The 13,598-nt window shown below is 42.3% G+C and carries 9 protein-coding genes; 3 read left to right on the forward strand and 6 right to left on the reverse strand.

Going from position 1 to position 13,598, the window contains the following annotated elements; all coding sequences use genetic code 11:
- Positions 1-309, forward strand: a 309-nt coding sequence (locus tag JOC54_RS22940; protein WP_239586697.1) for a transposase, incomplete at its 5' end; no start/stop codon positions are given.
- Positions 310-489: 180 nt separating this feature from the next.
- On the opposite strand, the gene JOC54_RS11650 is transcribed toward JOC54_RS22940, so the two are convergent.
- The 3 genes from JOC54_RS11650 to JOC54_RS11660 form a co-directional block, all read right to left on the reverse strand.
- A complete protein-coding gene (locus JOC54_RS11650) occupies positions 490-2,013 on the reverse strand; it encodes a glycoside hydrolase family 10-like protein (RefSeq protein ID WP_204466455.1) in 1,524 nt (507 codons plus the stop codon).
- A gap of 241 nt (positions 2,014-2,254) precedes the next feature.
- On the reverse strand, positions 2,255-3,655 hold the full coding sequence (locus JOC54_RS11655; RefSeq protein WP_204466456.1) for a DHA2 family efflux MFS transporter permease subunit: 1,401 nt from the start codon (positions 3,653-3,655) through the stop codon (positions 2,255-2,257).
- Between the two features lie 5 nt (positions 3,656-3,660).
- Positions 3,661-4,107, reverse strand: coding sequence for a GNAT family N-acetyltransferase (locus JOC54_RS11660; protein ID WP_035421019.1), 447 nt, complete (start codon positions 4,105-4,107; stop codon positions 3,661-3,663).
- Between the two features lie 89 nt (positions 4,108-4,196).
- Here JOC54_RS11660 and JOC54_RS11665 point away from each other — a divergent pair, with 89 nt between their 5' ends.
- Positions 4,197-4,649, forward strand: coding sequence for a MarR family winged helix-turn-helix transcriptional regulator (locus JOC54_RS11665; RefSeq protein WP_204466457.1), 453 nt, complete (start codon positions 4,197-4,199; stop codon positions 4,647-4,649).
- A gap of 40 nt (positions 4,650-4,689) precedes the next feature.
- Here the strand turns inward: JOC54_RS11665 and JOC54_RS11670 are convergent, their stop codons facing one another.
- On the reverse strand, positions 4,690-5,121 hold the full coding sequence (locus tag JOC54_RS11670) for an NUDIX hydrolase (RefSeq protein ID WP_204466458.1): 432 nt from the start codon (positions 5,119-5,121) through the stop codon (positions 4,690-4,692).
- Positions 5,122-5,275: 154 nt separating this feature from the next.
- Here JOC54_RS11670 and JOC54_RS11675 point away from each other — a divergent pair, with 154 nt between their 5' ends.
- Positions 5,276-6,202, forward strand: a complete 927-nt coding sequence (locus JOC54_RS11675; protein WP_204466459.1) for an RNA polymerase sigma factor — start codon at positions 5,276-5,278, stop codon at positions 6,200-6,202.
- A gap of 37 nt (positions 6,203-6,239) precedes the next feature.
- Here JOC54_RS11675 and addA read toward each other — a convergent pair whose 3' ends face one another.
- Positions 6,240-9,998, reverse strand: a complete 3,759-nt coding sequence (gene addA, locus JOC54_RS11680; protein ID WP_204466460.1) for a helicase-exonuclease AddAB subunit AddA — start codon at positions 9,996-9,998, stop codon at positions 6,240-6,242.
- Positions 9,991-13,476, reverse strand: a complete 3,486-nt coding sequence (addB, locus tag JOC54_RS11685; RefSeq protein ID WP_204466461.1) for a helicase-exonuclease AddAB subunit AddB — start codon at positions 13,474-13,476, stop codon at positions 9,991-9,993. The genes addA and addB overlap by 8 nt, the downstream gene beginning before the upstream one ends.
- Between the last annotated feature and the right edge of the window lie 122 nt (positions 13,477-13,598).

A 13,598-nucleotide genomic window follows, 5' to 3' on the forward strand; every position in this document is an offset into this window, starting at 1 on the left:
TTAAAGGAAGGAAAAGCAATCTATCGCATGCGAAAATATAAAATTGAGCGAAGCTTTGCGGATTCAAAACAACTCCACGGGCTTCGCTATTGTCGTTTGCGAAGTTTGGAAGGTGCCTCGGAACAGGCACTTATGACGGCCACGGTGCAGAACATCAAGAAGATTGCGATGCACCTCTCCAGATGGAAGGAGAGGCTTTTTATCCTTTTCACCATCAAATTTCGTCATTGGGACCAATCAAAAGACCATAAGAGAAAGCCTGGGTTCACAGAACCAAGGCTTTCTCGACAATCTGAGAAGCAATGCTAAGCATTGCTTCTTTTCTAAAAACTGCTGTAAATCATAGAAGCCTATCCGCGCAACAACGTTATCGTAAATCAGGAGTTACAGATAAGCATCAGCTCGGAAAAATTGGCGAACAACTTATTTTGAGTCAGTCAGAAGATTATTCAGAAGATGCTGGGCATTACTGTCTCTTGTTATTGCCTACTATCGTATTGTTCGTTCGCGCCCGCTACTTTCATGGTGAAGCCGATCAAGTGCGGTCACGACATACGTGTACGTTTGTCCACTTTCAGCGCCATCGTCGATAAACGTCGTTTTACTACCTGTTTTTCGAACGGTGCCAATTAAAGATGCTTCGTCATCTACTGAACCAGCTTTAGAACCTTCAAAACGGTACACAGCGTAATAAGTTGCATTTTCGCCTTTATCGTGAATCTTTAATGATATACCATGTTTAGTGCGTTTTGGTGCTATTTTTTGAGGATTAGGAGGCGCTTCACCACCAAGCCAAGGCATAACCGGGATGAGCGACGGTTGTGCATATTCATCTTGAATCAGGCGATCTCTTGAGCCTAGCCGATTGGCGCGAAGGTCTTTTAAACTAAAGTGCATGCTACCATGCACACCGTTACGGTCACGCAAATAGGCGATTTGGCGTGAATATTCTTCTGGATCATGCCACTCTGGCACACTGTTGACGCCGATTTTGTAAGTTGCTTGACCAACATAAACGTGTGTATTCGATCCAGCTGTTTCCTGTTGCCACCAATCAACAAGCACATCAAAAGCAGCAGCTGCAAATCCGATATTCCAATAAATTTGTGGCGTGATGTAATCTATAGATCCTTGTTGAATCCATTGTCTTGTATCTGCGTAAAGATCATCATAATTTTGCACTCCAGCGCGAGTATTTGAACCGGTTGGGTCTGTGCTTATATTACGCCAAACACCAAACGGGCTAATACCAAATTTCACATGACTTTTTTCTGCTTTAATGGATTGCTGAAGGGAGGCGACGAGCGTATTTACATTATTGCGGCGCCAATCTGCACGGTTCGTGAAGCCATGGCCATATTCAGAGAAGGAAGCGTCATCTGGGAAGGGTTGTCCAGCAATTGGGTAAGGGTAGAAATAATCATCCATATGAATCGCATCAACATCATAATTAGCGACAATTTCATTGACGCCATCTACTAAAAACTGTTGCACTGCTGGAATGCCAGGATCAAAGTATAGTTGGTTTCCATAGGCTACGGTCCAGTCTGGGTTTTCTCGAGCTGGATGCCCCTCAGCTAAGCGATTCAAATCAGTATGGTTCATTGTGATTCGGTAAGGGTTAACCCATGCGTGAAATTCAAGATTGCGTTTATGGGCTTCTTCAATCATAAAGGCGAGCGGATCATAACCAGGATCACCGCCTTGAACACCGGTTAAATACTCAGACCATGGACCATATTCAGAAGGGTAAAAGCTATCAGCCGTCGGTTTAATTTGGACAACGACTGCATTCATGCCCATCTCAGTCGTTTCCTCAAGTTGTGCAATAAACTCTGCTTGCTGGATTTCTGCCGATGCGCCTTTTCGCGGTGGCCAGTCAATATTATTGACGCTTGCAATCCATACAGCGCGCAGCTCTCGTTTGGGGCTGTCGCTCTCTGCTTGTGCTGGTTCATTGCCAAAGGCGAATGCCATTGACACGCAAAACAATCCGATAAGCCATTTCTTCATTGGACCGTCCTCCTACATTCGTAAATTTAGGTGCTATTCTCAGTTTAATAGATTTTCAAAAAATTTTGTATTGGGATAATTTCAAAAGCAGTGCAGGAATTAATTTCCGCACTGCTTCGTAAGTAACTATAAACGCCATATGCTTGAAATCTTCAAGTAGACGGTGCACTTATTGCATACACTATCATCAATAAAGAATAGCTTTCCACGAAAAAAGATCCGCCAACATCATCTCCATCAACTACATTAGCGTATTGGATGATTTGCTTCTATTTTGTGCAAAAATGACAAGGAGTAATGCAACCAACGAAAGAATGCTCATTGTCAGGAACGCCCATCTTAATCCAATTAACGTTCCTTCTACATAGCTGTGATCCGGTTTGGCAGCGTTTAAGCTGACGATTGTCGTTAAAACAGTAACACCAAGAGCTGCACCAAACTGCTTTAACGTGTTCAAGATGGCCGTACCATGGGCCAGGTCTTCTTGCTTCAGGGCATTCATCGCAATCGCCGTTGCTGGGGTCATTGTTATTCCAACAGCTCCCATAAATAAACTAAAGCAAATAATCATTGATGCCACACTTGTTTCTGCTCCCATCAATGAGAACCAAACAAAGGTGATAAGCAGGGTTGAATAACCAATAAGACCAAGAATTTTTCCACCAAAACGATCAAACCACTTTCCTGACAAAAATGCGGTCAATGACAGCAACAGCGTACCAGGGAGTAAAACCATTCCTGAAATAAAGGCACTACGGTTCTGACCGTCTTGTATAAACAACGGCAGCAACGTTTCCGTTGATAACAATAAAATGGAAATAACAAACGTAAGAATGGTTCCGTGAACAAACCATTTCCGCTTAAACAAATGCAGATTTAACATTGGGGCATCCATGCGCAGCTGTTTCCAAATAAATAAAGCGAGCGCAAGTACACCAACAAGAGCAGGAATAAGAACGAATGAATTATTGAATCCATACACACTTGAATTGCTAATTGCTAATATAATGCCCGCAAACCCTACAGCTGAGAGAACAAGCGAAGGGATATCTAAGCGTGAGGTGGCTTGGTCCGTTATATTTCTCATATATTTTGCATTTAAGATGAATAACACGATGGTCAGCGGTAAAACAAGCCAAAATAAAAAACGCCAGTTATATAAATCAACAATGTAACCAGCAATGGACGGACCAATGGCAGGAGCAACATTAACAACCATCGTCATTAATCCCATCGCATAGCCCCTTTTTTCAATTGGGTAAACAAGTAGAAGTACCGTCTGAACAAGCGGGAGCATCATCCCCGCCCCAATTGCTTGGACGACACGGGCCACGATTAATAACGAAAAGCTAGGCGCAATAATGGCTAGACCTGTGCCCACAATAAAAAACCCGATTGCCACTAATGTGAGCACCCGTGTTGAAAAACGTCCCATAAAATAACCCATCGTTGGAATAAGAATAGTTGTTGTTAATAAAAAGGAATTGGTTAGCCACTGGACTTGCGTTGCGTTTATGCCGAAGTCAGCCATAATTTGTGGGAACGCTGTGATCAATAGAAACTGATTAAACAAAAACAGAAAAGATGCAGATAAAATGGAGCCTATCAGCATCTTTCTCTGAAAAGGTGTTAAAGATTCCATCGCAATCAGAATCCCCCTTTCTTTAGTTCCTTCTTCATTTTGACATGATCAATTCCGTCTTCATCAAACACATCTGAAACGGTTGTATAGCCGAGTTTTTGATAAAATGCTTCGGCATGCGTTTGCCCATGAAGCATCACATGTTGGACTTCCCAGCTTTGCGCTATCGCTTCAAGCTTCCCAATAATTTCTTTACCAAGTCCATGTTTGCGATATTCCTCTAGTAAACAAATGCGTTCCAGCTTTGCCCCTGCATCAATTTTTCGGACACGCCCCGTTCCAACTGGTTTTCCGTTATAATAAACCAATACATGTGCACAACCAGACTCCAGTCGATCAAATGAATCAAGCTCATCTTCGAGGGGAACACCTTGCTCTTCCACAAACACAGCAATCCGAATTGCAAATGCTTGTTCTAACGAAGCTTGATCTTGTATCTGTTCCACGCTCATAGATTTGTCCCCTTTTAAATAACGATTTGTCTGCTTTTAATCTAACTCATTTTTGTTGTATTTGCAACAAAAAGAAAGGAGTTTTTCTTATGAAAGAGATTTTACGAGAAATTGGTACAATTGCGCGAGCCCTTGACTCCATTAGTAACATTGAATTTAAAGAAATTCATTTAACAAAAGGCCAATATCTCTATTTAATTCGTATTTGCGAACATCCAGGCAACATTCAAGAGAAAATTGCGGAACTGTTGCGGGTAGACCGAACGACCGCTGCCCGTGCCATTAAAAAGTTAGAGTCACAAGGCTTCATTTATAAAAAAGAAGATCCTTCTAACAGAAAGATTAAGAAGCTTTTTCCTACGGAGCGTGGGAAAGAAATTTATCAGTTTCTGATGCGAGAAAATGATCATTCTGAACTAGTGGCGCTGCAGGGTCTATCGGAAGAAGAGATTTCTACCTTGTTTCGTCTGCTAAAAAAAGTGAATGGAAATATTGAAGAAGATTGGAACGAGGTTAAAAAAGGAAAGAAACGTGATTACTGACGAGCACCTGCTTTTGTAAAATTAGGTGCTCGTCCTACTATCATTTGGAGGCTAGCAAACTGCTCAAATCTCCCATACTTTCTTTAAGCCAAATAGGAGCATTCTTATGAGCTAAAACCTCGTCCGTCGTCAGCCAATAGATTCCCTTCACCTCATCTGCACTTTTGATATAAGGCTCACTATCTCCTTCACAGCTGCACAGAAAAACGATGTTTACCACATGTCGGCCATCGGGTAGGGTAAACGATGAGTTTCGGACATACGTCATTTCTGAGTGAATCGTTAACCCTACTTCCTCAAACATTTCACGTTTGAGGGTTTGTTCAAGTAAATGGGTTGACTGAGCAATGGGGTCAACCGTCCCCCCAACAAATGCCAACAATCCACCCGCATGCTCTTCTTTATCGCTCCGCTCAATCAATAACCATTTTCCTTTACGCAAAACAGCACCTTCTACATTAATAACAAACATCTTATCCCTACTTTCTCTCTTTCTATCACTATCTATCACTAGTTACGATGTTCTCAACCGATTGTTTCACTTTTTAAAAAATGTTAGACATGACCGCACCAAATAACACTTCTTCTTCGTTATACTAGTAAAGACAATTGGAGTGATTAAGAGAATGGAACATACGTATGCTGCTTCTAGAACGCTCAGAAAAGAATTTGAACAGCTCATTACAGAGCATAGGCAGTCCCTCTGGTCCTACTGTTATAAGTTAACTGGTTCACCATGGGACGCGGAGGACCTACTTCAAGATACGCTGCTCAAAGCATTTGCCAAGCTTCCTTATTTGTATCAGGCACAGCAACCAAAACCGTATTTATTCCGCATTGCTTCCAATACATGGATCGATCAGTGTCGTAAAAACCAGCGCATTCGCTATGCTCCAGAAGAAGAGTTGCTTCATCAATCTGTAGAAGAAGTTCCAATGATTGATGTTCAACATTCAATTGATTTACTTTGTGATGCGTTACCGCCAAAACAACGCGTTGTTTTCCTATTAATCGATGTGTTTCAATTCCAGACGAGAGAAGTAAGTGAACTGATTTCACTATCTGAAGGAGCTGTTCGATCGCTATTATTCCGAGCGAGACAAACACTAGCTAAACTAGACCGCAAAAAACAAATGTCAACTAACAAAAAGTCTCCAGTTGATCAAGCCATACGTGCTGCGTACGTTCATGCTTTCAATGCGCAAGATGCGGATAAAATTGCTCAGCTCTTAAGTGACCAAGCCGTTATGGAGATCATCGGCGTCACAGAAGAATACGGAAAAGAAATAATTCGATCAAATTCACTGACTGACTGGCAAAAAGACGAAGAAGAAACTCATGGTTATTTTGACTATCTCGATGGAAAAGCAGCCTTCTTTGTATATGCAAAAGATGAACAAGGTCAAGCTGTCCTGCTCACCTTACAAGTAATTGAACATGATCAAGACCAAATTCTTTCAATCAAGGATTATTACTATTGTCCGGAATTCATTGCTTTCGTTGCAGAAACTACAAACCATTCCCCAAAAACATCAGGTCATTTTTGGATATGAAAAAAGAAGAGCCGGGTTTCCGCCCGCTCTTCTCTTTTTATACCTTCAAGCTATGCCCACCATCAAAAAAGTACAACCAACACTCTACAATTGATTGACCCCAGATCGATTCGAGCGCTTCTTTATATAATGTAAGCTGAGATTCATACCGAGCTCGCAGGATAGGCTCAGCCTCTGTCATGCCTCCCGGGAAGCGCGACTCGATTTGGTCCGTTTTATAGTCGACGAGAATCAATTGGTTCGACTCGTCCCAAAACAAGACATCTGCCATTCCTCGAATTAAAATCGAATCGTTTGCCTCATGATCAGTGGTCATTTGAAAAGCGCGCAATGGTCGCATAAACGAAAACGGCACTTCACGCAGAACTTCTTGCGCATGCTCTAATCGGTTTCCTAAATGGCTTTGAAGAAATTGATTGATTGCCTCTTCATCAATGGCTTCTACTTGACTAGCAGTTAATTGATTTTTACTTATAATTGTCTCTAGCTCTTGCTTAAGTGCCTGACTATCCATTGCTTGAAGGGGTAGCTGTTGCATAACTGTATGCATAATTGTTCCCTTATCAGCTCCCGTTAAGCTTTCATCTTTTAAGAATGCCGGTCGCGCTGCAATGTTTGACTGAAAAGAAGTCTGGCGCTCCATTTTCGCTTCATATGGATCACTTTCTGCTTCATCACGCTTTAATTCGGTTACGCTTTGTTTGGCAAATGACCGCGTTGCATTTGGATAAGCATATGAAAAACTTAACCGTTCTTCGACTAGTAGTTCTTTTTCAGCTTGAGAAATAGGAAACGCTTGTAATCGTTGGATTATTTCCATTCGATCGTCCACTTCAACGTGATTGTTCGCTGCTAAAGGAGGAATCTCATCAACAAACGTCAACGCCCATTTCGCTTGATGTGGATAGGTTTTGGAGAGTTCAAGACTCTCATGCTGCTTTAAAATGTCTGGATGACGTAAAACAGTTGGCATAACCCAATCAAAAAAACGTCTCGCTTTTTTTCTTCCTTGCAGTGACAAGTATTGTTCAGGATGTTCTGCTTGCTCTAGCCAATTAGACACTACTTTTTCGCGGTTCTTTACACTACCTACTAAAATCGCTTTCTCTTTTGCTCTTGTTAACGCAACGTAAAGCACTCTGAGCTCTTCAGAGATCTGTTCCCGCTCCTGTACTTGCTTGATTGCTATTTCCGGTAAGGTTGATGTTTTCAACCGTCTATGAGTATCAACATAAATTGAACCAAACCCTAAGCTTTGATGAATTTGTGTGCTTCTCTTGACGTCCATTAAGTTAAACGACTTCCACATATCTACTACGAAAACTACCGGAAACTCTAGCCCTTTGCTTTTATGAATCGACATGATGCGGACGACATTTTCTTGTTCACTTAATGTTCGCGCGCTATCGAAATCATCTCCCTGCTCCTCCATTCGTTCAATAAACCGGAGAAAGCGAAAAATGCCTCTAAATGATGTTTTCTCAAACGTTTTCGCTCGATCATACAAGGCTCGGACATTCGCCTGACGTTGTTTTCCCGCCGACAATCCCCCGACATAAGCATCATACCCCGTTTCTAGAAACAGCTCCCAAATAAACGAGGCGAGTGGTGTCGAACGTGCACGGACACGCCACTTTTGCAAATGCTGGTCAAAAAGGGCTACCTTTCCTTGCCATGACGCATTAGCTAATCGTTGTTGTAAGTAAGTTTCCTGTTCTTTCCCTTCTTGAACGACGTGTTCGCTGACAACATCTTTAACCGCTTCATAGAAGTGCCCCTGTTTACGCATCAGGCGAATTTCCGCTAACTCTTGTTCACTGAGGCCGACTATCGGTGAACGAAGGACGGCTGCAAGCGGAATGTCTTGATAGGGATTGTCAATGATATGAAGCAGCGACAGCATGATCTGTACCTCAACATGGCGGAAATACCCTTCATCACGGTCGGAGTAAGCTGGAATTCCTGCTTGTTTAAATACGTCAAGATACGTTGGTGCAGATGGAAGCGACCGCATTAATACCGTAATGTCGCGATATTCAACAGGACGTAATTGTTTGGCTTCTTTATCAAACACCGGATAATTCGAATCAATGAATGCGTTAATCTTATTTGCTGTCCAAAGCGCCTCTTTCTCAGCAGCTGACAATCCGCTTGCCTCATCATCCTCATCTTCGTCCGCCTCGCGCTCGAGCAAAGCGACTTCGACCTCGTACCCGCTTGCATCCGTCTCATAATCGACATTTCCATAACGAAGGGCTTGCGTATGATCGTAAGTGACTTCACCTACTTGCTTATCCATTGTCTGCTCAAAAACGTAATTAACTGCATCTAGTACTTCATTTCGACTACGGAAATTATCAGCTAAATCAATGCGTATGCCTAGACTCTTATCAAGCTGTTCTAAAGGAGTTGAGAGCGTATCATAGCTCTCTTGCTTCTCTATAAACAGCCCCGGTTCCGCTAACCGAAAACGATAGATACTTTGCTTAACATCACCAACCATGAATCGATTATGTCCATTTGATAGCAAGTTTAAGATGGCTTCTTGAACTTGATTGGTATCTTGATATTCATCCGTTAAGACTTCCTGAAAATGCGTTTGGTATGTGTTCGCAATCGCAGATGGTTCTGTAATTGTCTCCCTACTTAAAATCGCTAAAGCGAGATGTTCCAGATCATCATAGTCCATTAAAGCTTTCTCTTGTTTGGTTTTTTTATATTCCTCAGCAAACGTTTGTACAACTTGAACAAGTATTCCAATTCGTTCTCGCATCTGCTTGATCGCGGCTAAATGTCCTGCTTCGTCCATCCCGAGTTGATTGGCTACTTTCCCTAATTCTTTTTTTGCTTCATCTCGGTAGGACTTTGCTTTGTCTGCCAGCTCTTGATCAAATTCCATCTCTTTCTTTTTACCGGGCAAACGATCCCATTTAAATGATTTGAGCGCCTCGTATAACTGATCCCATGTCGTTAGCGCCTCTAGCCGAACCAAATTTTCCTGTTCGAACTGAAGAATACCACCGTAGTGAGCCGGACCATCAGCAGCACCTGCCAATCGTAACGCCTTTTCATGCATCAATTGAACGGCTTGAATTTGTTCTTTCGCATGCTTGAAAAATTCCTGACCCCATTTGGTCTCTTCAAGTCGCTCATACTCTCTTTCATACATCCATACAACTTCTTTTAACCAATTAGCAGGCTCTGGATGCGCTCGTGATCGTAGATAGAGTTCAAGAATGAGTTTACGTACTCCTTGATCTGAGCGATCATTGCTGTACGCATTAACCATGGTATAAAATGGAGCGGCTTCTTCCAACGGCTTCTCATAGTGAGCTTCAAGAACAGCGTCAAGCACCTCTTCTTTTAATAACTCTCGCTCCGTATCATTTGCAATTCGAACGGTTGGATCAACATTCACTTCGTAATAATGCTTTCGAATGAGTTCTGAACAAAAAGCATGCAGTGTGGAGATATTCGCACGATTCAAAAGCTGTCTTTGCCTTTTTAAATGAGCTGTTGGATTCAAACTAAGCTCAGCCTCAATTCTTTCACCAATTCGTGCCTTCATCTCTGCTGCAGCTGCTTTTGTAAAAGTAACAATTAATAAGCGATCGACCTCTACCTCATCAAGTGGATCAATAATACGTCGCACAATCCGTTCAACTAAAACAGCTGTTTTCCCGCTTCCCGCAGCTGCCGCAACCAATATATTCCCACCTTTTAATGATATCGCCTGCCATTGTGGGTCCGTCCAATACACATCATTTGGTTTAGCTTCAATCTGCCATTTATTCATCTTCCTTCACCTCCGCTCCCATTACTACTTCGTTCATATAAACCAGTGCTTCTTTATCCGTTCTTTTTTTCAATTGCTTGTAGTCGTATCCAGGTAAGGTCGGATCAAACTGGCAGACCGATTGATATGGACAATACGTACATGCGGTTTGCCCGTTCTCCTTGCTATATGGATGAACAGCAGTAGTACCGCCAGCGATGGAACGTCCGATCTGCGTAACTTTTTTCTCAAGAAATTGTGGCAAGGTCGAAAGTTGTTCTTGATTCAACACTTTAGATCGAGCACTTATTTGTCCATCTTTCTTTAGTTCAACTGGAATAATATTTGATTTCTTTCGTTCAATGAGGGATTGATCCATTAAAGAAGCAACATCCCCGTCATCTGCTAGCCAGCCGCTTAGTTTGAATTGATTTAGAAGGAGCTCATCCAATTCCTGCGAGTCCATATTTACGTCTCCATCCATCACTGGGTTATGAAGATGAAAGTAGAACATCCCGCCCATTTGAGACTGTTCCCCTAACCAAGCCTCAGAACCATTCACAACCATTTGCAGGTAAATTGGTAGTTGAAGCGATAGACCGTGAATCACATCGGAAAAAGCAAGCGAGCGCCCGCTTGATTTGTAATCAACTACTTGCAAAATATGCCCATCAGCCAAACGAGCCTGGTCTACGCGATCAATTCGCCCCCGTAGTGACATCGTCATCCCATTACCAAGTTGATAAACAGGAGAAGGAATTTCTGTTTGCGGACCAAAATCAACTTCTAAATCAATTGTCTCAAACATGGATTGCTTCGCTTGCTTGTGAAGGGCATTTGTCACTTGATCCGTAATTTGTTCAAGCTTTTCACTAATATACCGATAATGGTTAGAACTCTCTAGAATATTACGTTGAATCGTTGGCGCAAGCCGTTTTACAGCTTCAATCGTCATTGCTTTCAATGCAGATTCCTCAATTGTTTTCCACGTTTGGCGAGCGGCTTTTAATTGATCTGACACTTCATTTAAGACCGCATGAAATAGCTCACCCATGTCAAACGCTTCGAAACGGTAAACATCCCTCTCTTTTAAACGCAGCCCGTACTGACTATAATGGCGAAATGCACACTGCTCAAAAAGCTCCATCCTGCTTACGCTAGCAACAAGATGTTCCCCAAAAACGCCCTTTGTCGTTTCTTGGTTAAGCGTTAGAGGTTCATATGTTTCATATAAACTTTTTAAGACAGACGATAATGCAGGATGATAGTCTTCTCTTGCCACAAACCAGTTGTAAACAGACCACCAAATTTCTTCGATCTTGTCCCCCTGCTTCCACTTCTGTAGCTGCCTAGCTAAGTCCATTAACGTTTGCTGTGGATGCGCGATGTACGGCAGCTGTTGATCGACGTCTAAACCGCTCGCTTCTGCTTCAATTAAGTCCGTCTCTACTGGGTCAAGCATCTCTTTAACTTGCCGAATTAAAGCTGAGGGCAGCAAGCTTGCACCATCTTCATCTGCCAACGCATACGTAAAGATTAATAGGTGGCTCGCACTTGCTTGTGCCATATAGAGATAAAATGATTCATACCAAAGGCGCGCTGTTGCTGATGGCCCAAGTATCAGTCCTCGTTCATTTAGTGCGGATCGATCCGTGTCGGTTAAGATTCCCCGCTCATTTGGTCTCGCCGGAATTAACCCTTCATTACAGCCAATGATAAACGTCGCTTTTATTGCAGGTAGACGAGACCTTTCCATATCTCCGATCGTTACTTGATCGAGCGCTGGCGGGACAAGTCGAAAACTCATACTCTCCATACCTGTATCAATCATCTTCATGAATTGAGCAAGCGTCATCTTTTCCTCGCCCGCTACGAGAACAAGTTGATCAATTAACTCAATAAAAGCATCCCATACCTGATCATGCTCACTGCTCTGCATTAAATGACCAGCTTCTGAAGCTTCCATACTCAATCGCTCGAGTTTTTCAGGAACTCGAAGCTCCAATAAGAAGTCATATAATGCGAGACACATGTCTTTGACCGTTTTGCTTGCTTTCAACTGCCTGCCAAGTATATTCAAAGGTCTCACAAGCGTATTTTTTGTGTCGTTCACTCGCTCTTCGATTTCAAGCTCTTCGTCTGTTTGCTCGGCGTCTTTTATTTGATGACGCCACTTTGAATAACTCCAGCGTTCACCATTTGACCAACGCCCACCCGTGATTCCATTGGCAAGAACGATATTCTCAAGTTCATCAACTCGTTCACGGTATTCGTGCCAATCGGCGTTTAACGGAAAAAACAGATCTGTCTTAAACGCACGGAATAAGGCTTCATAAGGATAATGTTGTTGAATCACTTCAAGCGAAGAGCGAATGCACTCCACAACGGGATGGTGCATCATGGACCTTGTATCATCTAAGAAAAAAGGAATGTCATACGACTGAAAAATGCGCTTCAGTAAGTCTTCATAAGCAGACAAATCTCTTGCTAAAACAGCGACCTCATTATAGCGATAGCCTTTTTCACGAGCGAGCGTTCGAATTGAACGAGCTACTGTCTCCATTTCAACTCGGCGATTAACCGCTTCTTTGATCTGGACACTGCCATCATTCTCTCTTTTTTGCTGATCCTCTTCCTGCTGCGCTTCTTCAAGCGAACTCAGCCCCGTTGTTTGAAATCGAATTCCAGGCTCAAATAATCGCTCTTCAAAACGACAATCAATCTCTTTAAGCATATTTACCACGTTGATGAATGTTTGGCTCGTCAGATAAAATAAATGGGATTCTTCGACATTAGCCTGTGGTATGCTCGCTACAGTTAGTGCCAACTTTGTTTGATTAGTAGCTTGTACAAGCGCTTTGAGAAAGCGTAGTTCAAGCGGATTAAAATCACGAAAACCATCAATATAAACAGAAGTATTCTTTATTAAGTGGGATTCATTGATGTAAGCAATCGCCCGAATCAACGAATCTTCTTTGTCCGAATATACACCTGAGAATTGCAATTCGAACTGCTTGTAAATGGTATAAATATCATGCAGTTTATTTCCTAATGGCGAATGGTCAAACTCTACTGATGGGCGTATATCATCAGCAGGAATTGCCTGCCGTCTTAATTCAGCAATAATTTGCGCCATTTCTTGGATGAATCCTTGCAGCCCACTGGCCCGTCTAAACACACGAAGCTCGTTTTTCTTTTGCTCAATGACATGTTGCAAGATGAGGTGCAGTCCTGTTTTTTGTAACTTCTCTTGGTAATCATCGCCTTCATCTTGCAAAATCGATTTTGCTAAACTCGAAAAACTAACGACCTTTACTCTTGAAAATCCACCTGTTCGTTTCGCTAGTTCATATTCGGTTTGAAATGTCATCTGCTCAGGGACTAAAACAAAGATATTCGGTCCTTTTAGCGGACTTTTTTTCAACTCCGCCGTAATTTCTTCCATAATCGTCGCTGATTTTCCACTACCGCTTCTACCGATATAAAACGTAAATGCCAACCGAATCACCTCATATAGTAAACACCCACTTGGGCTTAGCTCTTTTTCCTAATCATATCATTTTCAAGCTTCGTTTGTATGAGAGTCCCAACAAGCTCGAAACTTCAGCAACTCTATTTTTA

Source organism: Shouchella xiaoxiensis (assembly GCF_016907895.1).
GTDB lineage: Bacteria > Bacillota > Bacilli > Bacillales > Bacillaceae_D > Shouchella > Shouchella xiaoxiensis.

What these genes read in the sequence shown, in the direction of transcription:
- JOC54_RS11650 (WP_204466455.1), bottom strand. Translation starts at nt 2,013, where the DNA reads ATGAAGAAATGGCTTATCGGATTGTTTTGCGTGTCAATGGCATTCGCC.
- JOC54_RS11655 (WP_204466456.1), bottom strand. Translation starts at nt 3,655, where the DNA reads ATGGAATCTTTAACACCTTTTCAGAGAAAGATGCTGATAGGCTCCATT.
- JOC54_RS11660 (WP_035421019.1), bottom strand. Translation starts at nt 4,107, where the DNA reads ATGAGCGTGGAACAGATACAAGATCAAGCTTCGTTAGAACAAGCATTT.
- JOC54_RS11665 (WP_204466457.1), top strand. Translation starts at nt 4,197, where the DNA reads ATGAAAGAGATTTTACGAGAAATTGGTACAATTGCGCGAGCCCTTGAC.
- JOC54_RS11670 (WP_204466458.1), bottom strand. Translation starts at nt 5,121, where the DNA reads ATGTTTGTTATTAATGTAGAAGGTGCTGTTTTGCGTAAAGGAAAATGG.
- JOC54_RS11675 (WP_204466459.1), top strand. Translation starts at nt 5,276, where the DNA reads ATGGAACATACGTATGCTGCTTCTAGAACGCTCAGAAAAGAATTTGAA.
- addA (WP_204466460.1), bottom strand. Translation starts at nt 9,998, where the DNA reads ATGAATAAATGGCAGATTGAAGCTAAACCAAATGATGTGTATTGGACG.